The organism is Streptomyces sp. NPDC031121, assembly GCF_055570615.1.
Map to the genome: position 1 here is coordinate 39,316 of NZ_JBVIGV010000006.1, position 22,060 is coordinate 61,375.

The following is a 22,060-nucleotide window of genomic DNA, read 5'->3' on the forward strand; positions in this document are numbered from 1 at the left end:
AGCTCAGATGCGGGGCGGGCGGGCTTCGTAGGGGGTGGAGAGGACGACGGTGGTGCGGGTCGAGACGTGGGCGAGGGCCCGGAGGCGGCCGAGGAGGTCCTCGAGTTCGAGGGGGGTGGCGACCCGGACCTTGAGGATGTAGTTCTCGTCGCCGGCCACGCTGTGGCAGGCCTCGATCTCCGGTACGCCGGCGAGGCGCTCGGCGATGTCGTCGGGGGCGCTCGGGTCGAACGGCTTCACCGAGATGAAGGCCGTGAGGGGCAGCCCGACGGCCTCGGGGTCGACGACCGCCGCGTAACCGCGGATGACCCCGCGCTGCTCCAGGCGGCGTACCCGCTGGTGGACCGCGGACGTGGACAGGCCGGTGGCCTTGCCCAGGTCCGTGTAGCTCATCCGACCGTCCCGCACCAGCAGATCCACGATCTGGCGGTCCAGCTCCTCCATTGCGCTCATAGCCGTCAACCTACGGCCCGAGGGGGTGCCGGGCCCAGTGCTGTTCGGCCCACAAGTGGCACCTGCGGCGGGCATGTGACCAAAGCCACAAGGGTATGCCCTGCTGCGGCGGGTTGTCGTGGTTACTCGTGCCGCACGGCGGGAAGTGCTCCGTGTGGCCGAGGCCGAAGAACATCGCCCGCCCGGCCCACCCAAGGGGGAGTACATCCATGCAGAACACCAAGCGCGCCGGCCGCACCGAGCCGGAGCCCCTCGATCCCGGCGGTCCCGGTTTCGCCGACGACGCCGGGGGGTTCGACGACGCCGAGGGCTTCGAGGTCCGCCACGCGGTCTGCCCCGACTGCGGCCAGTCGATCGCCCTCGTCGCGGACGAGGAGCACCTGCCGGAGCACGCCCTGTGCCTGACGCCGTGGAACCCGTTCGGGCTCACCGTCTGCGCGGGCACGGGCCGCCCGGTCGGCGAGGCGCTGCCGGCGGCGGGCGCGGGGGCGCAGGAGTCCCCGGAACTCGGAGTCGTCATGCTGGCCCTGCCTCAGGGCCTGGACTGGCGTACGCAGCCGTTCTCGCACGTGGGCGGCCCCGGGTCGCGTCCGGTGCGCCCGGCGGCGCCGGTGCTGCCGCAGCGCAGCGGGCACGTGCAGGCTGCCTGAACCGGCCGGCCCGGGCCGCTTGGGCGCCCGGGCCGACGGTCGTACCGGGGTGACGGCCCGCCAGGAACTCTTGCGGCAAACGCCGTTGCCCCTGCTGCCGAGGGCCGGGGACGTCTCGAACGGATCCCCGGGCGCCCCGCGCGGTTACCCGCGCATGGGCGGCGCGTTGGTCTGCGTATGAGCGCACTCGACACCTCCGCGCCGAGAACGGGCCGGCGGCGGCACGCGGTCCTCCACCGCTTCGAAGAATCGGTTCGCCAGCAGCAGCGGCAGCAGCAGCCGCCGCCGGACCCGCCGATCTACCGGGCGCTGGTGGACCACTGGACGGCGGACGGCCGCACCCTCCCGGGCCGCCCCGACCCGGAGTGGTCCCGCGTGGCAGCCTCCCCGGTCTGGCCGACGGGTCCCCTCTTCGAGCCGTGACGCCTCCATGCCGGCGGCGCCGCCCCTGCCGCGGGCGGGGTCGCGGCAGGGGGCGGGCGGGTCAGCGGGACTCGGGGCCGGCCAGGTGGCGGGCGATGACCACGCGCTGGATCTGGTTGGTGCCCTCGACGATCTGGAGGACCTTCGCCTCGCGCATCAGGCGCTCCGCCGGGAAGTCGGCGGTGTAGCCGTAGCCGCCGAGGATCTGCACGGCGTCGGTGGTGACGGCCATGGCGGCGTCGGTGCAGAACAGCTTGGCCATGGCGGCCTGCCGGGAGAACGGCTTGCCCGCGTCGCGCAGCCGCGCCGCGGCCAGGTACAGGGAGCGGCCCGCCTCGATCTTGGTCGCCATGTCGGCGAGCATGAAGCGGAGCCCCTGGAAGTCGGCGATGGGGCGGTTGAACTGCTTGCGGCCGAGCGCGTACGCGAGGGACTCGTCGAGGGCGGCCTGGGCGACGCCTATGGCGCAGGCGGCGATGCCGAGGCGGCCGGCGTCGAGGGCGGCGAGGGCGATGGTGAAGCCCTGGCCCTCCTCGCCGATGCGGCGGGCGTCGGGGACGCGGACGCCGTCGAAGTGGAGCTGGGCGGTGGGCGAGCCCTTCATGCCCATCTTCTTCTCGGGGGCGGCCGCCGAGAGGCCTTCCGCGTCGCCGGGGACGAGGAAGGCGGTGATGCCCTTGGGGCCCTCTCCGCCCGTGCGGGCGAGGACGGTGTAGAAGTCGGCGATGCCGCCGTGGGTGATCCACGCCTTGGTGCCGGTGAGGACCCAGTCGTCGCCGTCGCGGACGGCCTTGGTGCCCAGGGAGGCGGCGTCCGAGCCGGAGGAGGGCTCGGAGAGGCAGTACGCGCCGAGCAGGCCGCCGCCTAGCATCGCGGGCAGGTGCGCGGCCCGCTGCTCCTTGGTTCCGTAGCCGGCGAGGCCGTGGCAGGCGAGGGAGTGGACGCTGACGCCGAGGCCGACGGTCAGGCGGGCCGCGGCCAGCTCCTCCAGGACCTGGAGGTAGACCTCGTAGGGCTGGTCGCCGCCGCCGAACTCGCCGTCGTAGGGCAGGCCCAGCAGGCCGGACTCGGAGAGCAGGGTGAAGACGTCTCGCGGGAAGTGCCCGGCGTCCTCCTGCTCGGCGGCGTGCGGGCGGATCTCCCGCTGGGCGATCTCTCGTACGAGCGCGAGGAGGTCCCGGGACTCCTCGGTGGGCAGCTGTCGGTCCACCGGCTGCGGGGCGCGGTCGTTCATGGCGGCGCTCTCCTCCCTCGTCGGGCACGGCGGCGACGCGTGAGGTGTGGGACGCGCCGCCGGGTATCGGTGCTCTCACAGCCGATGGTGCCCTCCGGATCACGGTATGGGCAGCTCAGCGGCTGCGGCGGTGTGAGTATGCCCGATCGGGGGCGTCCCGTCACCGGGGCAAGATCATCACGATTTCCGAACGGCTGCCCGAGGGGAGCGGCACCTGCGGACACTCCGGGACGAACCCCTCGCGGGGGGCGGAGCGGCGGGCGGGCCGGGCGTCTCAGATGAGGCCGATCTGGGTGACGAACATGGCGACGACCACCACGAGGGTCCAGCCGGCGACGTGCTCCAGCCAGGAGGAGTCGTCCTTGGGACCGCCGGTGCGGGCGAGGTTCCGGGCGGGGGCGTGGGGGGCGGCGCTGTGTGCGGTCATGCCGTCCAATGTGCCAGCGTTTGCGGCTTTCGCGGTAGGGAGGAGCGGCCGGGGTGGCGCGTATCACGCCGCGGGCCCCGACCGGCTGGCGGTCGGGGCCCGGGTGCGGGGCCCGCCCCCGCCGGCCTGCCGGGGCCGGCGGCGGGGGCGGGCCGGGAGGTGGGGGTCAGCGCCCCCGGGCGCGCGGTGTGCGTTCGCGGCCCGCCATGGCGCTCATGGCGAGGGCGAGGAGCAGGGCGACGCAGCCGGTGATGACGTTGCTGACCACGCTGCGGGTGGTGTCGTTCTCGCCGGCGATGACCCACGGGGCCACGATCGTCCAGGCGCCGATCGCGACCGCCGTCCACGCCATGGCATGGGTGCGCTCGTAGGCGGAGCCGAGTCCGCTCATACACAGGCAGTACGCCAGGCCGGCGATCAGGTTGTTCACCGTCAGGGCGGTGAGCACGCTGAATCCGGCTATCCACGGCGATGCCGCCAGGTAGAGGCCGGTGATGAGGGCCAGCGCCTCGACGGCCTGGGCGGCCGGGGTGCTGGTGACCCGCTCGAACCGGGAGCGCATCTCGGCGAGGTCGGGGTGGTGTTCGATGCTGTGGGTGGTCATGGTGGGCCGCCTCCTGTGAAGACTTATGCGCCCTTTATTACCTTATGGTGCGCTTGTCCTTTCTCCAGGTCAACGGCCGCTTTCCCACCCGTGGTCACAACCCGGTCACAGCACCCCGACCGCGCGCAGGGCCGTGGCCTGCGCCGGGGTCGGGCGGGTCGGCGCGTACAGGTAGCAGACGCCTCCAGGTGCGGAGACGGCCTTGCCGGTCGCGTCGTACCGCTGCGTCCGCAGCCAGGCGTTCTCCCATTCGCGGCGGCGGTACACCCTGCGGACCGAGGGGTTGTCCGGGGAGTGCGGGTCGTTGGCGACGACGTCGCCGGACGCCGTCAGGCCGACGATCGTCATCAGGTGGCCGGCCGTCCCGTAGCCCGCGCCGGTCAGTTCGTCCGCGCGGAAGGACTGCGAGGTGATCACGGGGATGCCCGCGCGGAGGAGCGTCTCCAGGTCGGCGAGGGAGGAGAGGCGGGTGACCACCGCCGCGATCCCGCCGTAGGAGGCGGCGTACGCGGCGTTGAAGGGCCAGTTCCCGCAGCCCTTGTAGGCGTGGTCGTACGTGGAGCGGGCCGCGTGGCAGACCTGCGGGTCGCTGTACGAGGGGTCGACCCAGGCGAGGTCCGCGGGGGCGGGCCGCCTGCCCCAGAACTCCACGACCATCTGGGAGGAGGTCGGGCTGCACCACGCCTCGCCGCCGTTGTCGTACTCGGGGTAGCGGCCGATGTGGACCTCCTGCGAGTAGCGCGGGACGGCCAGCTCCACCGCCTTCCCCGACGGGGCGGACGCCGGGACGGTGAAGCGGTCCGGTACGTCGGAGGCCATCGCCCCGGCCAGCGTGACGGTCGGGCCGCGCCCCGAGCCGGGCTCGCGGTACAGGGTCAGGCGCAGCTGCCAGGCCGTGATGCGCAGGCCTTCGGCGCGCGCCGGCGCGTCGACGGCGAGGGTGTCCGTCCACACCGTGGACCGGCCGTCGGTCTGCCCGTCGACGGAGGTGCGGCGGATGTCCGCGTCGCCGGAGGCCCAGCGGCCCATCACGTACCAGGGGCTGGTGCCGCCGTCCCCGTACGTGGCGCGCAGCTCGATCCGGATCCAGGTGCCCGCCGGGGTGTCGGCGTTCCAGGAGGCGACGACCTCGGTCGCCGGGACGGCGGTGCGGTGGACGGGCGAGGTCCAGACGGCGTGGTCCCAGGAGCTCTGGCGCCCGGTGTGCGGGTCGGTGTGGTCGGTGCGGCCGGCCGGGACCTCGAAGCCGAGGCCCGCGTGGGTGCCGGTCAGGGCGGTGGTGCCCCGGTGGGTGCCGGCGCGCCAGTGGCCGCGGGAGAACCAGAACCGGTTGTCCACCCTCCGGCCGGCGGGAGCGGCCGCGGCGGCGGGGGCGCCGCCCGAGGCGGCGGCACCGGCGCCGGAGGCGTCCGCTCCGGCCGGGCCCGCGGGGCCGGCCGGCTGCGCGGCCGCGGCCTGGGCCCTGCCGACGGGCACGGTCGCCGCGGCGGCCGCCGCGAGGGCGACGGCCAGCAGGGCCCTGCGTGGTGTGGGTGCGGTCATCGCGGACTCCCCCTGGGTTCGGTACGGCGGAAAAGGTCCTCCACCCTTGCAGTTCCCTGCTGCCGGACGTCGATGCCGGAAGCCGTGTCGGGGAGGAAGACCCGGCCGCCGGGCCCGGCCGTAGGCTGGCCGGGTGGAGTCGCACCAGCCCCTCGCACCGCTCGCCCGGGAGATCCGGGCGCTGCCCCCCTCCGTCGGACCGGTCCGCCTGGTCGGCGTCGACGGGCACGCCGGCTCCGGCAAGAGCACCTTCGCCGGACGGCTGGCCGAGGCCCTGGGCGGCGCGCCGGTGTTCCACCTGGACGACGTCGCCACGCACCGGGAGCCCTTCGGCTGGCCCGACCGGCTGCGCGCCCAGGTGCTGGAGCCGCTGGCCGCCGGCCGGCCCGCCCGCTGGACCCCGTACGACTGGGTGGAGCGCCGGTTCGGCCCGGCACGGGTGCTGGAGCCGGCTCCGGTGCTGGTGGTGGAGGGCGTGGGCGCGGGCCGGCGCGCCCTGCGGCCGTACCTGGCGCGGCTGCTGTGGATGGAGACCCCGCGCGCCGAGTCCTGGGGGCGCGGACGGGCGCGGGACGGGAGGGGGCTCTCCGACTTCTGGGACGGGTGGGAGCGCGCGGAGCTCGCGCACTTCTCGGATGACCCTTCGCGCCCCTTCGCGGACACCCTGGTACGCCAGAGCGGTACGGGATACGAGTGGTCTTCCGGGACGGGAGCGACCGCTGGAGGGACGGGTTCCGTCACCGAAGGTGACGGATTCCCCCAGGCCTGAGCGCCCCGCGACATCCGCTTGCGCGGCCCTCCCCCGACCCGCTTGACCCGGCCCCCGCAGCGGCCTTACGTTCTCAATGCGCGGTCTTTCCAGGCCGCAGCGGACGCGAAGCCCCCGATTGTTCCCCCGTGATCGGGGGCTTCGTTCTGCCCCGCGCCCCCCCCCTCCGGCCCCCGCCGCGGCCCGCGCACGACCGCGAGTACCTCACCCTGAGTCACCCCACCCGGTGTGCGCCCCCGGGCGGGCCTTCGCCGCGGCACCCTACGGAAGGTGCGTCACCGCAGGTACGATGCAGCCCTGATTCATCGGCGCAGCGGACAACCGGCATATGCAGCACGGGGGTTGCTGGGCACCACGGGGGCAGGCTTCTGGGGGATGTGATGGATTTCGGCATGCCGGGCAGCGCGCACGCCCCGGCCGAACTCGCCTGGCTGCGCGGGGTCGACGCCTGCACCATGGGCGCCTATCCGCAGGCCGAGGAGGAGTTCCGCACGGCCGTCCGGCTCGACCCCGCGATGGCCGACGCCTGGCTGGGACTCCACGCGCTGCGCGTGGACACCACGAACGCGTTATTGCGCATGTACACCCACCGCGAGCGCTTCGGCGAGCAGCGGGCCCGGCACCGGCGGACCCTCAACTCCTGGTACTGGCTGGGCTGGTGGGTGCAGCCCGTGCTGGAGAGCCGCCGGGACCTGCTCCTCGCCCACGCCTCGCACTGGCTGGACGGCCGGCACGTGCCGGAGCTCGACCAGGCGCTGGCCGACCTCCCGCCCGTGGACGCAGACCCGCAGGTGCGGTTCCTGCACGCCTGCCGCGCGTACCTGGTCAAGGACTGGGAGCAGCTCGTCCGGCACACCGAGCCGCTCGTCGACGACCCGCTCCTCGGGATCGAGGCGGGCCTCTTCGGCGGCATGGCCCGGGTCCGGCTGGAGATGTACGGGCAGGCCGAGCCGATGCTGGCCGCGGCGCTGATGCGCTGCCGCAGCGAGCAGCCGCAGCGCAAGGAGCTGCGGTACTGGCTGGCGCGCGCCCACGAGGGGACCGGCCGCAGCGCGGCGGCCCTGCCGCTGTACCGGGCGGTGCACCGCGTCGACCCGGCGTTCATGGACACCGCGGCGCGGCTGACGGCGATCGAGGACAGCGAGGACTACGACGGCTACGCCGGATACGCCGGCGCGGGCTGCGAGGCGTACGGCGGGCTCGGGGCCGCCCCGGGCGGCGGCGACTACGCGGCGGTCGTCCTCGGCGGCGGGCCCGCCCAGGATGTCGGCCTCGTCGCCGACGGCCCGGCCGAGCCCCTGGACCCGCTGGCGGCGGACCCGCCCGAACCGCGGTACGGGGGCCCCGGGCCGGGGCGGTCGCCGGGCGCACGGCGCAAGTCCGTCGTGCCCGCGCAGGGGCCCGCGGGCAGCCCGCCGGCCGGGCCGGCCGATCCTGAGCTGCTCGCGCAGGCCCTTGCCGAGCTGGAGCGCATGGTCGGCCTGGAGCCGGTGAAACGTCAGGTCAAGGCGCTGTCGGCGCAGCTGCACATGGCCCGGCTGCGGGCCGGCCAGGGGCTTCCCGTCCAGCCCCCGAAACGGCACTTCGTCTTCTCCGGGCCGTCCGGGACGGGCAAGACGACCGTGGCCCGGATCCTCGGCCGGGTCTTCTACGCGCTGGGCCTGCTCGGCGGAGACCACCTCGTCGAGGCCCAACGGGCCGATCTCGTCGGCGAGTTCCTCGGGCAGACCGCGGTCAAGGCGAACGAGCTGATCGATTCCGCGATCGGCGGGGTGCTCTTCGTCGACGAGGCGTACAGCCTCTCCAACTCCGGCTACAGCAAGGGCGACGCGTACGGCGACGAGGCCCTCCAGGTGCTGCTGAAGCGGGCGGAGGACAACCGGGACCACCTCGTGGTGATCCTCGCCGGCTACCCCGCCGGGATGGACCGGCTGCTGTCCGCGAACCCGGGGCTGTCGTCGCGGTTCACGACGCGGGTGGACTTCCCGAGCTACCGGCCCGCCGAGCTGACGGCGATCGGCGGGGTCCTCGCGGAGGCGAACGGCGACTGCTGGGACGCCGAGGCGCTGGAGGAGCTGCGCAGCATCAGCGGGCACGTCGTGGAGCAGGGCTGGATCGACGAGCTCGGGAACGGTCGGTTCCTGCGCACCCTGTACGAGAAGAGCTGCGCGTACCGGGACCTGCGGCTGGCCGGGTTCGCCGGGGAGCCGTCGCGGGAGGACCTGGCGACACTGCGGCTGCCGGACCTGATGCAGGCGTACGGGGAGGTCCTCTCGGGCCGCGGCCCGCACCAGGACCCCCCGCCCCTCTGACCGCCCGCCCCGGGGACCGCGCGGGTCCCGGGGCGGATTGCGTCAGGGCGTGAGTGCCGCCGACGGGGCCCGGCGGCGGGAGGGGATGCGGTGGGCGGGGTCGCGGACCTCGCCGACCAGCATCTCCAGGACGTCCTCCAGGGCGACCAACCCCACAACCCGCCCCGCGGGGTCGGCGACCTGCGCCAGGTGGGTGGCGTCGCGCCGCATGACGCTGAGCGCGTCGTCCAGCGGGAGCGTCGAGGACAGGGTCGGCATCCTGCGCCAGACCCGCTGCGGCACCGCCCGCTCCCGGTCCTCCAGGTCGAGGACGTCCTTCACGTGGACGTAGCCCATGAAGGCGCCGGCCTCGGAGCGGACGGGGAACCGGGAGTACCCGGTGCGCACGGTGAGGTGTTCGATCTGCCGGGGCGTGACGCCGGGCCCGACCGTGACGAGCCGTTCGCGGGCGAGCAGGACGTCGGTCACCGGGCGGCTGCCCAGTTCGAGGGCGTCCTCCAGGCGCTCCTGCTCCCGCGGCTCCAGGAGCCCGGCCTGCCGGGAGTCCTGGACGAGGCGGCCGAGCTGGGCACTGGTGTAGACGGCCTCGACCTCGTCCTTCGGCTCCACCTTGAACAGGCGGAGCAGGACGGCGGCGCAGGCCCCGAGCGCGGTCGTGATCGGCCCGCACAGGCGGGCAAAGGCGACCAGGCCGGGGCTGAACCACAGGGCCGTCTTCTCCGGGGCGGCCATGGCGAGGTTCTTCGGGACCATCTCGCCGATGACGAGGTGCAGGAAGACCACGGCGGCGAGGGCGACGGCGTACCCGAGGGGATGCACGAGGCCCTGCGGGACGCGGGCGGCGTGGAAGACGGGTTCCAGGAGCCGGGCGACGGTCGGCTCGGCGACCGCTCCGAGGGTGAGCGAGCAGAGGGTGATGCCGAACTGGGCGGCGGCCATCATGCGGGGCAGGTTCTCCAGGCCGTGGAGGACCTGGCGGGCCCGTTTGGATTCCGCGGCAAGCGGTTCGACCTGGCTGCGGCGGACGGAGACGAGCGCGAACTCGGCGCCGACGAAGAACCCGTTGGCCAAGACCAGGAGCAGCGCGAAGAGGAGTTGGAGGACGTTCACCGGCCCGCCGCCTCCAGCTCGGCGCCCGAGGCGCCCGAGGCACCAGAGACGGCTGAGACCGGTGATGCAGCCGGGACCACCTGGGCGGCCGGGGCAGCCGAGGCGGCCGGAATGCCGGGGGTTGCCGCGGCGTCGCCGCCCGCCGGTCCGGGAGCGGTCCGCACCAGGCGGACGCGTTCGGCCCGGTAGCGGTCCACCTGCCGGACGGACAGCTTCCAGCCGGGCAGTTCGGCGTGGTCGCCGGGGGCGGGGATGCGGCCGAGGAGGTCGGCGACGAGGCCGGCGACGGTCTCGTACGGGCCGTCGGGCACGTCGAGGCCTATGCGGCGCAGGGTCTGCACACGGCAGCTGCCGTCGGCCTCCCAGGCCGGCCGGCCGTCCTCGGCGGGCAGCGCGGCCAGTTCGGGGGTCTCGTCCTCGGCGAGGTCGTGCTCGTCGCGGACCTCGCCCACGAGTTCCTCCACGATGTCCTCCAGGGTGACGACTCCGGCGGTGCCGCCGTACTCGTCGACGACGACGGCCATGGGCTGCTCGCTGCGCAGCCACTCGAGCAGCGGCTGCACCGGCAGGGACCCGGGTACGAGCAGCGGGGCGACGCAGATCCGGCCGACGGCGGTGCGTGCGCGCTCGGCTTCGGGCACGGCGAGGGCGTCCTTGAGGTGGACGACGCCCGTGACCTCGTCGATCCGCTCGCGGTAGACGGGGAAGCGGGACAGGCCGGTGGCGCGGGTCAGGTTGAGGACGTCCGCGGCCGTCGCCGTGTACTGGAGGGCGCTGACCTTGACCCGGGGCGTCATGACGTGCTGTGCGGTGAGCTCGCCCAGGGACAGGGTCCGTACGAAGAGGTCGGCGGTGTCCTGTTCGAGGGCGCCGGCCTGCGCCGAATGGCGGACGAGGGAGACCAGCTCGCCCGGGGTGCGCGCGGAGGCGATCTCCTCGGCCGGCTCGACGCCGAAGGCCCGTACGAGGCGGTTGGCGACGGCGTTCAGCCCGGCGATGACGGGGCGGAACGCGGCGGAGAAGAGGGTCTGCGGGCCGGCGACGAAGCGGGCCACCTGGAGCGGCCGGGAGACCGCCCAGTTCTTCGGGACGAGCTCGCCGACGACCATCTGGACGGCGGAGGCGAGCAGCATGCCGATGAAGACGGCCACACCGGAGACGGCCCCGGCGGGCAGGCCGGTGGCGGTCAGCGGCCCCGCCAGCAGGGCGGCGAGGGCCGGTTCGGCGAGCATGCCGACCACCAGCGAGGTGATCGTGATGCCGAGCTGGGTGCCGGAGAGCTGGAACGACAGCTCCCGCAGGGCGCGGACCACCGTGCGGGCACGGCGGTCGCCTTCGGCCGCGGCCCTCTCGGCCTCGGGGCGTTCGACGGTGACGAGGCCGAATTCGGCGGCCACGAAGAAGCCGTTGGCGAGGATCAGGGCGAAGGCCGCCAGGAGCAGGATGAGCGGGATGGTCATGCCGCCGCCTCCGGGGGAAGGGCGGCGCGGGTACTACAGGACGATCCGTCCATTGCTGGAGGGAGTCACTCCTCTGGTCGCAGGTGCCCGCGGGCCCCGGGGGTCCCGGGGCCGGTGGGAGGGCGCAGGGCTGTGCCCGGCACCAGGGTAGTCATTGGGATCGCCGCCGCAATGGGACGCAACGGCCGGAGTGTGCGCGGCGCCGGTCCGGGTCAGTGGTGGTGGTCGCCGGTGCCGCGGGTCTCGGCGAGGGCGCGCAGGGTGCGGGCGTCGGCGATCGCCTGCTGCTTGGCGATGCCGGGCTGGATGCCGAGGGCGGGCAGGCTGGTGCCGTCGCTCAGGTCGAGGAAGACCCACGCGTCGCCGGGGCGCAGGTTGACCCGGAGGATCTCGGCCCATTCCAGGCGGCGCTTGGTGGTGAGGTTGACGACGGTGACCCCGGCCTCGTCGGCGACGACCTTGGGCCGGCTGAGCAGGACGAGGACGGAGCTCATGAGCGCCGCGGTGAAGACGAAGCTGATTCGCTCGCCCGTGCTGAGGTTCTCCAGCAGCAGTGCGATCGCGGTGATCGTCGCGAACATGGCGAGCCCGACGCTCAGCAGGACGACCCGGGTGCGGGTCGGCCGGAACGTGACCGGCAGGGCGGGGAGGTCGGGCTGGGCGGCGGACTCGGCCATGGTGCGGGAGGTGCCTTCTTCAGGGGGCGTGCGGGTCGGGCGACGGCGTACGCGGAGGGGTCAGAGGCGGCAGGCGTGGATCGAGGTGGTGAGGATCGCGCGGGCGCCGAGTTCGTACAGGTCGTCCATGATCCGCTGGGCTTCCTTGGCGGGGACCATGGCGCGGACGGCGACCCAGCCCTCGTTGTGCAGTGGGGAGACCGTGGGGGACTCCAGGCCGGGGGTGAGGGCGACGGCCCGCTCCAGGTGCTCGGCGCGGCAGTCGTAGTCCATCATCACGTAGCTGCGGGCGACCAGGACGCCCTGGAGGCGCCGCAGGAACTGCTGGGCCTGCGGGTGGTCGGTCTCGCCGCCGCTGCGGCGGATGACGACGGCCTCGGAGGTCATGATCGGCTCGCCGATCACTTCCAGGCCGGCGTTGCGCAGGCTGGTGCCGGTCTCGACGACGTCCGCGATGACCTCGGCGACGCCGAGCTGGATCGCGGTCTCGACGGCGCCGTCGAGGTGCACGACGGAGGCGTCGATGCCCTGCTCGGCGAGGTGCTTGGCGACGATGCCCTCGTAGGAGGTGGCGATCGTCATCCCGTGGAAGTCCTCGGGGCCCTTGGCGGTGCCGGGGCGGGTGGCGTAGCGGAAGGTGGACCGGCCGAACCCGAGCGGCAGGATCTCCTCGGCGTTGGCGCCGGAGTCGAGGAGCAGGTCGCGGCCGGTGATGCCGATGTCGAGGCGGCCGGAGGCGACGTAGATCGCGATGTCCTTGGGGCGGAGGTAGAAGAACTCCACCTCGTTGTCGGCGTCGACGACGACGAGTTCCTTGGACTCCTTGCGCTGGCGGTAGCCGGCCTCATGGAGCATCGCCGACGCCGCTCCGGAGAGTGAGCCCTTGTTGGGGACGGCGATGCGCAGCATGGGAGCTTCCTTCTCTGCGGGATGCGGGGTGTTCGGGTGGGTGGGTGGCGGGGGCGGAGGACCCCCGGGGGCCGCTGCGGCTCTAGAGGTGCTTGTATACGTCGTCGAGGGAGATCCCGCGCGCGACCATCATCACCTGGACGTGGTAGAGCAGCTGGGAGATCTCCTCGGCGGCGGCTTCGCTGCCCTCGTACTCGGCGGCCATCCAGACCTCGGCGGCCTCCTCGACGACCTTCTTGCCGATGGCGTGGACGCCCTTGGCGACCAGTTCGGCGGTGCGGGAGGTGCCGGGGTCGCCGTCAGCGGCCTTGGCCTGGAGCTCGGTGAAGAGCTCTTCGAAGGTTTTGTTCGCCATGATGGTCCTCAGGATAGGGGGTCCTCCGCCGCCACTCAGCGCCAGGGTTCGCTGACGGACCGCAGGGTGGCCGCGGTGGAGACGGCGGCGATGACCGCTTCGTGCCCCTTGTCCTCGTTCGATCCCTCAAGGCCGGCGCGGTCCAGCGCCTGCTCCTCGTTGTCGCAGGTCAGGACGCCGAAGCCGACGGGGACTCCGGTGTCGATCGACACCTGCACCAGGCCCTGGGTGACGCCCTGGCACACGTAGTCGAAGTGCGGGGTGCCGCCGCGGATGACCACTCCGAGGGCGACGACGGCATCGTAGCCGCGGCCGGCGAGTACCTTCGCCACGACCGGGAGCTCGAAGCTGCCGGGGACCCGGAGCAGGGTGGGCTCGTCGATGCCGAGTTCGTGGAGGGCGCGCAGGGCGCCGTCGACGAGGCCGTCCATGACCTTCTCGTGCCACTGCGCCGCGATGACCGCGACCCTCAGGTCGCCGCAGTTCCTCACGCTGAGTTCGGGTGCGCCCTTGCCGCTCACTGCTGTACTCCTCGGTGGTTCGTTGTTGTCCGTGGTTCGCTGTTCGTGTGTCGCCGGTGGTGCGGGCGGCTCCGGGAATCCCGGGGTGCCGCCGTGGGGGCTACTGGTTGCCGCAGGCGGTGGGTACGGTCTCGCCGAGCCAGGGCAGGTCGTGGCCCATGCGGTCCCGCTTGGTGCGCAGGTACCGCAGGTTGTGCTCGCCGGCCTCGACGGGCATCGGCTCGCGGTCGGTGACGGCGATGCCGTGCCGGACGAGGGCCGCGGTCTTGTCGGGGTTGTTGGTGAGCAGGCGGACGCTGCGGACGCCGAGGTCGGCGAGCATCTGCGCGCCGGCGGCGTAGTCGCGGGCGTCGGCGGGGAGGCCGAGCTCCAGGTTGGCGTCGAGGGTGTCGCGGCCGCGCTCCTGGAGTTCGTACGCGCGCAGCTTGGACAGCAGTCCGATGCCGCGTCCCTCGTGGCCGCGGAGGTAGACGACGACGCCGCGGCCCTCCTCCTTGATGCGGGCCATGGAGGCGTGCAGCTGGGGGCCGCAGTCGCAGCGCAGGGAGTGGAAGATGTCGCCGGTGAGGCACTCGGAGTGGACGCGGACCAGGACGTCGCTGCCGTCGCCGACCTCGCCGTGGACGAGGGCGACGTGTTCGACGCCGTCGACGGTGGAGCGGTAGCCGTAGGCGGTGAAGTCGCCGAAGGCGGTGGGCAGGTTGACCTCGGCCTCGCGGCGGACGGTCGGCTCGGCGGAGCGGCGGTAGGCGATCAGGTCCTCGATGGAGATGATCGTCAGGCCGTGCTTGCGGGCGAAGGGGATGAGCTCGGGCAGGCGCAGCATGACGCCGTCCTCGCCCGCGATCTCCACGATGGCGCCGACGGGGCGCAGGCCCGCGAGGCGGGCGAGGTCGACGGCGGCCTCGGTGTGGCCGTTGCGGACGAGGACGCCGCCGGGCTTGGCGCGCAGCGGGAAGATGTGGCCGGGGCGCACGAAGTCGGCGGGCTCGGAGACGCCGTCGGCCAGCATGCGCAGGGTGGTGGCGCGGTCGGCGGCGGAGATGCCGGTGGTGACGCCGTGGGCGGCGCTCGCGTCGACGGAGACGGTGAAGGCGGTCTTCATCGACTCGGTGTTGTGCTGGACCATCTGGGGCAGTTCGAGCCGCTCCAGCTCGACGGCTTCCATGGGGGCGCAGATCAGCCCGCGGCACTCGCTCATCATGAACGCGACGATCTCGGGGGTGATCTTCTCCGCGGCGACGACGAGGTCGCCCTCGTTCTCGCGGTCCTCGTCGTCGACGACGACGACGGGACGGCCGGCGGCGATGTCGCGGACGGCCTGCTCGACGGGGTCGAGCCGGAAGGGCTCGTCGAGGAGGGAGTCGTAGTCGGGAACGGGCTTGAGGGCGGTCATGCCGTTGCTCCTTCCAGGTCCGGGGCGGTGGTGGCGCGGGAGCGCCGGTACCAGTCGTGCGCGCCCCAGAGGACGAGCGCGAAGTAGACGACGTAGACGAGGCCGGAGAAGGCCAGCCCGCCCGTGAAGGCGAGGGGGACGCCGACGAGGTCGACGAGGAGCCAGGCGAACCAGAACTCGACGAGGCCGCGGGCCTGCGCGGCCATCGCGACGACGGTACCGACGAAGATGTAGGCGTCGGCCCAGGGGCTCCACGACAGGTTCGGGTAGAGGGTGAACAGGCCGCCGACGGCGAGGGTGCCGAGGACGGCGCCGGCCAGCAGCAGGCCGCGCTCGGGCCAGGTGGCGGTGCGGACGGCGATGGAGCCGTCCTGGGCGTGGCGCCGGCCGAGGTGCCAGGCGCGCCAGCCCCAGGCGGCCACGCCGATGACGAGGAGCTGCTTGCCGACGCCGCCGGCGAGGTGGGCGGAGGCGTAGGCGGCGATGAGGACGAGGCCGGAGAGGAGCTGGGCGGGCCAGGTCCAGATGGAGCGGCGCCAGCCGAGGGCGAGGGCGGCCAGGCCCAGCAGGTTGCCGGCCATGTCGGACCAGATGACCTTCTGCCCGAAGACGGTGAAGGCTTCCGCGTTGAGCCAGCTCAGCGTGGTCACGGGGTGCCCTCCTCGGCCGCGGCGGCGGTCGCCGCGAGGGGGTCGACGCCGGCGGCGAGGAGGCGCTCGACGTACTTGGCGAGGACGTCGACCTCAAGGTTGACCGGGTCGCCGGGCTGCTTGGTGCCGAGCGTGGTCAGCGCGAGCGTGGTGGGGATGAGGCTGATGGTGAAGTGGTCGGCGGCGGCCTCGACGACGGTGAGGCTGACGCCGTCGACGGTGATGGAGCCCTTCTCGACGACGTACCGGGCGAGGTTGCCCGGGAGGGAGACCTTGACGAGCTCCCAGTGCTCGGAGGGGGTGCGGGAGAGGATCTCGCCGGTGCCGTCGACGTGGCCCTGGACGAGGTGGCCGCCGAGGCGTCCGCCGAGCGCCATGGGGCGTTCGAGGTTGACGCGGGATCCGGGGCGCAGGGCGCCGAGGCTGGAGCGCTTGAGGGTCTCCTGCATGACGTCGGCGGTGAACTCGCCGTCGGCGGTCTCCACGACGGTGAGGCAGACCCCGTTGACGGCGATGGAGTCGCCGTGCTTGGCGCCGTCGGTGACGAGGGGGCCGCGCAGGCGGAAGCGGGAGGCCTCGGCGAGCTGCTCGACGGCGGTGACCTCGCCCAGTTCTTCGACGATTCCGGTGAACACTCAGTGCTCCTTGGGGGCGGTGGGGACGGCGGTGATGCGCAGGTCGGTGCCGGTGCGGACGGCCTCGGTGATGTCGAGGCGGACCGTCTCGGCGATGTTCGTGATGCCGGCGCCGGCGAGGGCGGCGGGTCCGGCGCCCAGGAGGGCGGGGGCGATGTAGCCGATGACGCGGTCGACGGCTCCGGCTTCGAGGAAGGCTCCGGCGAGGGTGGGGCCGCCTTCGAGGAGGAGGGAGCGGATGCCGCGGTCGTACAGCGCGCCGAGGAGGTCGGCGACGGGGATCCGGCCGTCCTTCGGGGTGAGCCGGAGGACGTCGGCGCGGGCGGGCAGGTGCCGGGTGTCGGCGTCGTCGGCGACGACCAGGAGGGTGGGTGCGGCGCCGTCGAGGATCCGGGCACCGGCGGGGACGGTGGCACGGGGGTCGAGGGCGACGCGCAGCGGCTGGGCGGCGCCGTCGATGCCGCGGACGGCGAGGTGGGGGTCGTCGGCGCGGAGGGTGCCGGCGCCGACGAGGACGGCGTCGGACTCGGCGCGCAGCCGGTGGACGTCGGCGCGGGACTCCGGGGAGGTGATCCAGCGGCTGGTGCCGTCGGCGGCGGCGCTGCGGCCGTCGAGGGTGGCCGCGTACTTCCAGGTGACGTGGGGGCGGCCGAGGCGGACGGCGGTCAGCCAGGCGGTGTTGCCGGCGGCGGCCTCGGCTTCGAGGAGTCCGCCGCGGACGTCGAGGCCGGCGGCGCGCAGGGTGGCGGCGCCGCCGCGGGCCTGCGGGTCCGGGTCCGGGACGGCGTAGACGACGCGGGTGACGCCGGCGTCGATCAGGGCCTGCGCGCAGGGGCCGGTGCGGCCGGTGTGGTTGCAGGGTTCCAGGGTGACGTAGGCGGTGGCGCCGCGGGCGGCGGGTCCGGCGTCGCGGAGGGCGTGGACCTCGGCGTGGGGGCCGCCGGCGCGCTGGTGCCAGCCTTCGCCGACGACGGCGCCGGAGGCGTCGGTGAGGACGCAGCCGACGACGGGGTTGGGGCTGGTGCGGCCGAGGCCGCGGGCGGCGAGCGCGACGGCGCGGCGCATGGCGCGGGTGTCCGCGTCCGCGTCGTGCGGTGCGGGGTGCGCGGCGTCGTGGGGTGCCACCGGGTCCTCCTGCCTCGTCGGGCACGGACTCCGGGGCTGTCGGGATACGACAGATCGAGCGGTACAGGCACGTGGGGACGCCGAGGCCGGAGGAAACGGTCCGCCCGGACGCGTCCGCGGGGACGCGCTGGTGGACCGCCGACGGCGGCGTACCGGTGACTGCCCGCCGCGCACTGCCTCCCATCCGGACTTTAACCGTCGGTCCAGGAATCTCACCTGGTCAACCGGCCGCTGGCTGCGGACGGGTCGCGGACTATACCGCCGGTTCGGAATTGCACCGACCCCGGAGTGCGCTGCTACTGGTACTCCCGACCAGTCTGCCACGGGCGATCGGCGCCCATGCCGGCGAAGCGCTGTGGCCTGGGTCACAAGGCCGGGCCGGGCGGGTGAGTCCGTCATGTCGCTTCCGTGATTGGTCCAGACCTATTGACGCCTTGGTCTAGTCCTCTTAACGTTCCCTTCATCCTCCCCGGGAGAGCCCGCCGGACGTGCGCACGCCGCGGGCCAACACGCACCACCTGTCTGCATGTTGTGTCCTGCCACCTCCCCTCCCCAGGAGGCTCAATGCTGTCCCCCACACGAACGAGGGCGATGCTCCTGGCATCCGGCGCGGCGATCGCCGGACTGCTGGCGGGCGGGCTCTCGGCGGGCGTCTCGCACGCCGCCGACAACGAGAGCTGTCGGCCCGACGGGCTCTACAAGACGGCCGGGGTCGACGTCCCCTACTGCTCGGTGTACGACACCCAGGGCCGCGAGAAGATGGGCGCCGACCACCAGCGGCGCGTCATCGGCTACTTCACCGGCTGGCGCACCGGCAAGAACGGCCAGCCGGCCTACCTGGTGAACAACATCCCGTGGGACAAGGTCACCCACATCAACTACGCCTTCGCGCACGTCGGCGGCGACAACAAGATCTCCGTCGGCGCGGACACCGCGGCGAACGAGGCCACCGGGATGACCTGGCCCGGCGTCGCCGGCGCCGAGATGGACCCGGCGCTGCCCTACAAGGGCCACTTCAACCTGCTGACGAAGTTCAAGAAGCAGAACCCCGACGTCAAGACCCTGATCTCGGTCGGCGGCTGGGCGGAGACCGGCGGCTACTTCGGCCCCGACGGCAAGCGCGTCGGCTCCGGCGGCTTCTACACCATGGCCACCAACGCGGACGGCTCGGTCAACCAGGCCGGCATCGACACCTTCGCCGACTCCGCGGTCGCCTTCATCAAGAAGTACGGCTTCAACGGCGTCGACATCGACTACGAGTACCCGACCTCGATGAAGGACGCCGGCAACCCGCTGGACTGGCAGATCGCCAACGCCCGCCGCGGCGGCCTCGTCAAGGGCTACGCCGCCCTGATGAAGACCCTGCGCCAGAAGCTCGACCAGGCCGGCGCCGCCGACGGCAGGCACTACATGCTCACCGTCGCCGCCCCGTCCTCCGGCTACCTGCTGCGCGGCATGGAGACCTTCCAGGTGCAGCAGTACCTGGACTACGTCAACATCATGTCCTACGACCTGCACGGCGCCTGGAACGAGTACGTCGGCCCGAACGCCTCGCTCTTCGACGACGGCAAGGACGGCGAGCTCGCCGCCGCCGGGGTGTACGGCTCCCAGCAGTACGGCGGCATCGGCTACCTCAACACCGACTGGGCCTACCACTACTTCCGCGGCTCCATGCCGGCCGGCCGCATCAACATCGGCCTGCCCTACTACACCCGCGGCCACAAGAACGTCCAGGGCGGCACGGACGGCCTGTGGGGCAAGGCCGCGGCGACGTCGTGCCCGGCCGGCTCCGGCCTGGCCAAGTGCGGCGACGGCGCGGTCGGCATCGACAACCTGTGGCACGACAAGGACGACAACGGCAACGAGTCCCCCGCGGGCTCCAACCCGATGTGGCACGCCAAGAACCTGGAGAAGGGGATCACCGGCGACTACCTCGCCCAGTACGGCTTCCCCGCGGGCACCACCCTGACCGGCACCTACGCCCGCAAGTACGACTCGACCCTGGTCGCGCCGTGGCTGTGGAACGCGCAGAAGAAGGTCTTCCTCTCCACCGAGGACGAGCAGTCCGTCGCCGCCAAGGCCGACTACGTGGTCGACCGCGGCATCGGCGGCACCATGGTCTGGGAGATGGCCGGCGACTACGCCTGGAACGCCGCCAAGGGCCAGTACGAGATGGGCTCCACGCTCACCTCGCTGATGTACGACAAGTTCAAGGCGGCCTCCCCGTACGGGGCGAAGAAGGCGGGCGCCACCGCGCTGCCGGCCCAGGCCGTGGACGTGAAGGCGGAGTTCGGCGACTTCAAGCTCGGCGACTCCAACTACCCGCTCACCCCGAAGATCAAGATCACCAACAACACCAAGACGGCCCTGCCGGGCGGCACCGAGTTCCAGTTCGACTACGCCACCTCGGCCCCGGACAACGCCTCCGACCAGTCCGGCTTCGGCACGAAGGTGATCAGCAGCGGGCACACCGGCAGCAACGTCGGCGGCCTGAAGGGCGACTTCCACCGGGTCTCCCTGAAGCTGCCGGCCTGGCAGCCGCTCGCCCCGGGCGCCTCCGTCGACCTGGCGTTCAACTACTACCTGCCGGTGTCCACCCCCTCCAACTGGACGGTGAACATCGCCGGGACCGTGTACGCCCTCGCCGGGGACCTGGCGCGCGGCACGGCCGTGGTCGAGCCGGGCGGCGGTTCGCAGCCGCCCACCAGCCAGCCGCCCACCAGCCAGCCGCCCACGAGCCGGCCCCCGACCAGCCCTGCCCCGGGCGGCACCTGCACCAACCCGGCGTACAAGGCCGGCGACGTGTACACCGCGGGCACGGTGGTCTCCCACAAGGGCCGCAACTGGAAGGCCCAGTGGTGGACGCAGAACGAGGAGCCGGGCACGACCGGCCAGTGGGGCGTCTGGAAGGACCTCGGCGCCTGCTGACGCACCGCCCCCCGCACCTGGCGCGGGCGGCACGGTGAAGGGACCCGGCGGCCCGGCGGCCACCGGGTCCCCGCACGTCCGGGGCCCGGCGGCGCCCCGTACGCTGCTGCGGTGACCATCTCTGCGGCAGACCGCTCGGCCGAGTTCGAGCAGCACCGCCCCCGGATGTTCGGCATCGCCTACCGCATGCTCGGCTCCGCGGCGGAGGCCGAGGACACCGTCCAGGACGCGTGGCTGCGCTGGAGCGCCGCCGACCGCGGCGACGTCCTGCACCCGGGGGCCTGGCTCGCCAAGGCCGTCACCCACCTGTGCCTCAACCGGCTCACCTCCGCGCGGGCCCGGCGCGAGGCGTACGTCGGCCCCTGGCTCCCGGAACCGGTCCTCACCGGGGACGGAGCGCTGGGGCCGCTGGAGTCGGCCGAGCAGCGCGACAGCGTCTCGACGGCCCTGCTGCTGCTCCTGGAACAGCTCACTCCGGTGGAGCGGGCCGTGTACGTGCTGCGGGAGGCCTTCGCGTACGGGCACCGGGAGATCGCCGGGCTGCTGGACGTGTCGGAGGCCAACAGCCGGCAGCTCCACCGGCGGGCCGCGGCGCGCGTCGCCGCCGGAAGGGCCGCCGCCGCGGACGGCGGCGGGGACGGCACCGGGGACGGCCCGGCCGCCGCCCGGAGCCGCCGCTTCCAGCCGGACCCCGAGCAGTGGCGGGTGCTGGTCGAGGGCTTCCTCGCGGCGGCCCGCGACGGCGACCTGGCCCGGCTGGAGGGCATGCTCGCCGCGGACGTCCGGTACGTCTCCGACGGCGGCGGCGCGGTCAGCGCCGCCCGTCGGCCGGTCGAGGGCCGGGACAAGGTGGCCCGCTTCCTGGCCGGCACCCTGCGCAAGTACGCGGCCGGAATGCCGGTCGCGGTCGCCTGGGTCAACGGGCAGCCCGCGCTGCTCGCCGGCGGGGCCGCGGTCGTCACCCAGGTGGAGTTCGAGGACGGCCTGGTCAGCGAGGTGCGGGCGGTCCTCAACCCGCAGAAGCTGGAGTTCCTGGCGCGGCAGCTGTCACGTTCGCCGTGGCTGTCCAATCCGGACTGGTGAACGCACTCCCCCAGCGAAGGGACACGGACACCATGAGCACCATCCTGGTCACCGGAGGAACCGGAACCCTCGGCAGGCCCCTCGTCGCCCGGCTGCGGGCCGCCGGCCACGAGGTACGGGTCCTCAGCCGCCGCTCGCAGCAGTACCCCGTCGACCTGCGGAACGGCACGGGGCTCGACGCGGCGATGGCGGGGGCGGAGGTGGTCGTGCACTGCGCCTCCTCGCCGCGCGGCGGGGACGACGCGGCCGCCGAGCACCTGATCGCGGCGGCCCGGCGGGCCGGGACCGTCACGAACCTCGTCTACATCTCCATCGTCGGCGTGGACGCCGTGCCGCTGGGCTACTACCGCGTCAAGCACCGGGTGGAGCGGATGCTGCTGGAGTCCGGCCTGGGCGTGACGATCCTGCGGACGACGCAGTTCCACGACCTGGTGGCGGCGGTGGCCCGGGCGCTGGCCAAGGTGCCCGCGGGGCCGGTGTTCGTGCCCAAGGGGGTGCGGGTGCAGCCGATCGCGGTGGAGGAGGTCGCCGACCGGCTGGCCGGGCTGGCGGTGCCGGCGCCCGCAGCGGGCGGGCGCGTCCCCGACATGGGCGGGCCGGAGGTGCGGACGCTGGCCGACTGGGTGCGGGCGTACCTCGAGGCGGGCGGGGGGCGCCGGCGGCGGGTGGTGGAGGTGCCGCTGGCGGGGCGGGCGTACCGGGGGTTCCTGAGTGGCGGGAACCTCGCGCCGGAGCACGCCGCGGGCACGGTGCGCTTCGCGGACTTCCTGGCGGAGGGCGGCGGGCGGGGCTGAGCC

22 protein-coding genes and 1 riboswitch are annotated in these 22,060 nt (G+C 73.6%); of the genes, 7 read left to right on the forward strand and 15 right to left on the reverse strand.

Annotation, left to right across the window (positions count from 1 at the left end):
* Positions 1-3: 3 nt before the first annotated feature.
* Positions 4-444: an Lrp/AsnC family transcriptional regulator gene (locus ACZ462_RS12325; protein ID WP_162793337.1), complete on the reverse strand. Its 441-nt coding sequence runs from the start codon at positions 442-444 to the stop codon at positions 4-6.
* Between the two features lie 218 nt (positions 445-662).
* Between ACZ462_RS12325 and ACZ462_RS12330 the strand changes: the two genes are divergently transcribed.
* Together ACZ462_RS12330 and ACZ462_RS12335 are read left to right on the forward strand one after the other, a co-directional pair.
* A complete protein-coding gene (locus tag ACZ462_RS12330; RefSeq protein ID WP_467803895.1) occupies positions 663-1,103 on the forward strand; it encodes a hypothetical protein in 441 nt (146 codons plus the stop codon).
* Positions 1,104-1,280: 177 nt separating this feature from the next.
* A complete protein-coding gene (locus tag ACZ462_RS12335) occupies positions 1,281-1,526 on the forward strand; it encodes a hypothetical protein (protein ID WP_467803893.1) in 246 nt (81 codons plus the stop codon).
* 61 nt (positions 1,527-1,587) lie between these two features.
* Here the strand turns inward: ACZ462_RS12335 and ACZ462_RS12340 are convergent, their stop codons facing one another.
* The 4 genes from ACZ462_RS12340 to ACZ462_RS12355 form a co-directional block, all read right to left on the reverse strand.
* Positions 1,588-2,760, reverse strand: a complete 1,173-nt coding sequence (locus tag ACZ462_RS12340; RefSeq protein WP_467803892.1) for an acyl-CoA dehydrogenase family protein — start codon at positions 2,758-2,760, stop codon at positions 1,588-1,590.
* 274 nt (positions 2,761-3,034) lie between these two features.
* Positions 3,035-3,187, reverse strand: coding sequence for an SCO1431 family membrane protein (locus tag ACZ462_RS12345; RefSeq protein ID WP_467803890.1), 153 nt, complete (start codon positions 3,185-3,187; stop codon positions 3,035-3,037).
* Between the two features lie 166 nt (positions 3,188-3,353).
* Positions 3,354-3,791, reverse strand: coding sequence for an SPW repeat protein (locus ACZ462_RS12350; RefSeq protein WP_467803889.1), 438 nt, complete (start codon positions 3,789-3,791; stop codon positions 3,354-3,356).
* Positions 3,792-3,896: 105 nt separating this feature from the next.
* Complete coding sequence (locus tag ACZ462_RS12355) at positions 3,897-5,333, reverse strand: peptidase C39 family protein (RefSeq protein ID WP_467803887.1); 1,437 nt, start codon at positions 5,331-5,333, stop codon at positions 3,897-3,899.
* A gap of 133 nt (positions 5,334-5,466) precedes the next feature.
* On the opposite strand from ACZ462_RS12355, the gene ACZ462_RS12360 reads away from it, so the two are divergent.
* Complete coding sequence (locus ACZ462_RS12360) at positions 5,467-6,102, forward strand: uridine kinase family protein (protein WP_467803886.1); 636 nt, start codon at positions 5,467-5,469, stop codon at positions 6,100-6,102.
* Between the two features lie 380 nt (positions 6,103-6,482).
* Positions 6,483-8,414 carry an AAA family ATPase gene (locus ACZ462_RS12365; protein WP_467803885.1) on the forward strand — a complete coding sequence of 644 codons (1,932 nt, stop codon included), beginning with the start codon at positions 6,483-6,485 and terminating at the stop codon, positions 8,412-8,414.
* A 42-nt stretch (positions 8,415-8,456) separates the two neighbouring features.
* Here the strand turns inward: ACZ462_RS12365 and ACZ462_RS12370 are convergent, their stop codons facing one another.
* The 10 genes from ACZ462_RS12370 to ribD form a co-directional block, all read right to left on the reverse strand.
* On the reverse strand, positions 8,457-9,524 hold the full coding sequence (locus ACZ462_RS12370; RefSeq protein WP_467803884.1) for a hemolysin family protein: 1,068 nt from the start codon (positions 9,522-9,524) through the stop codon (positions 8,457-8,459).
* Complete coding sequence (locus tag ACZ462_RS12375; protein ID WP_467803883.1) at positions 9,521-10,984, reverse strand: hemolysin family protein; 1,464 nt, start codon at positions 10,982-10,984, stop codon at positions 9,521-9,523. The genes ACZ462_RS12370 and ACZ462_RS12375 overlap by 4 nt, the downstream gene beginning before the upstream one ends.
* Before the next feature lie 212 nt (positions 10,985-11,196).
* A complete protein-coding gene (locus tag ACZ462_RS12380; RefSeq protein ID WP_467803881.1) occupies positions 11,197-11,661 on the reverse strand; it encodes a PH domain-containing protein in 465 nt (154 codons plus the stop codon).
* Between the two features lie 60 nt (positions 11,662-11,721).
* On the reverse strand, positions 11,722-12,570 hold the full coding sequence (gene hisG, locus ACZ462_RS12385) for an ATP phosphoribosyltransferase (protein ID WP_467803880.1): 849 nt from the start codon (positions 12,568-12,570) through the stop codon (positions 11,722-11,724).
* An 82-nt stretch (positions 12,571-12,652) separates the two neighbouring features.
* Complete coding sequence (locus ACZ462_RS12390) at positions 12,653-12,925, reverse strand: phosphoribosyl-ATP diphosphatase (protein WP_467803878.1); 273 nt, start codon at positions 12,923-12,925, stop codon at positions 12,653-12,655.
* Between the two features lie 35 nt (positions 12,926-12,960).
* Positions 12,961-13,446: a 6,7-dimethyl-8-ribityllumazine synthase gene (gene ribH / locus ACZ462_RS12395; protein WP_114056708.1), complete on the reverse strand. Its 486-nt coding sequence runs from the start codon at positions 13,444-13,446 to the stop codon at positions 12,961-12,963.
* 100 nt (positions 13,447-13,546) lie between these two features.
* Positions 13,547-14,842, reverse strand: coding sequence for a bifunctional 3,4-dihydroxy-2-butanone-4-phosphate synthase/GTP cyclohydrolase II (locus tag ACZ462_RS12400; protein ID WP_467803877.1), 1,296 nt, complete (start codon positions 14,840-14,842; stop codon positions 13,547-13,549).
* Entirely contained in the window at positions 14,839-15,492 is a 654-nt protein-coding gene (locus ACZ462_RS12405) for a nicotinamide mononucleotide transporter family protein (protein WP_467803876.1), read from the reverse strand. Before ACZ462_RS12405 ends, ACZ462_RS12400 begins: the two co-directional genes overlap by 4 nt.
* Entirely contained in the window at positions 15,489-16,127 is a 639-nt protein-coding gene (locus tag ACZ462_RS12410) for a riboflavin synthase (protein ID WP_467803875.1), read from the reverse strand. The genes ACZ462_RS12405 and ACZ462_RS12410 overlap by 4 nt, the downstream gene beginning before the upstream one ends.
* Complete coding sequence (gene ribD / locus ACZ462_RS12415) at positions 16,128-17,192, reverse strand: bifunctional diaminohydroxyphosphoribosylaminopyrimidine deaminase/5-amino-6-(5-phosphoribosylamino)uracil reductase RibD (RefSeq protein ID WP_467803941.1); 1,065 nt, start codon at positions 17,190-17,192, stop codon at positions 16,128-16,130.
* A 226-nt stretch (positions 17,193-17,418) separates the two neighbouring features.
* Positions 17,419-17,548: riboswitch (FMN riboswitch) on the reverse strand.
* Positions 17,549-17,816: 268 nt separating this feature from the next.
* Here ribD and ACZ462_RS12420 point away from each other — a divergent pair.
* The 3 genes from ACZ462_RS12420 to ACZ462_RS12430 all read left to right on the forward strand — a co-directional run bounded on the left by ACZ462_RS12420 (position 17,817) and on the right by ACZ462_RS12430 (position 22,057).
* The gene (locus ACZ462_RS12420) at positions 17,817-20,180 is read left to right on the forward strand and encodes a chitinase C-terminal domain-containing protein (RefSeq protein ID WP_467803874.1); all 2,364 of its coding nucleotides are present in this window, start codon (positions 17,817-17,819) and stop codon (positions 20,178-20,180) included.
* Between the two features lie 111 nt (positions 20,181-20,291).
* Positions 20,292-21,263, forward strand: a complete 972-nt coding sequence (locus ACZ462_RS12425) for a sigma-70 family RNA polymerase sigma factor (protein WP_467803873.1) — start codon at positions 20,292-20,294, stop codon at positions 21,261-21,263.
* 32 nt (positions 21,264-21,295) lie between these two features.
* The gene (locus ACZ462_RS12430; RefSeq protein ID WP_467803872.1) at positions 21,296-22,057 is read left to right on the forward strand and encodes an SDR family oxidoreductase; all 762 of its coding nucleotides are present in this window, start codon (positions 21,296-21,298) and stop codon (positions 22,055-22,057) included.
* The last annotated feature ends 3 nt before the right edge of the window (positions 22,058-22,060 follow it).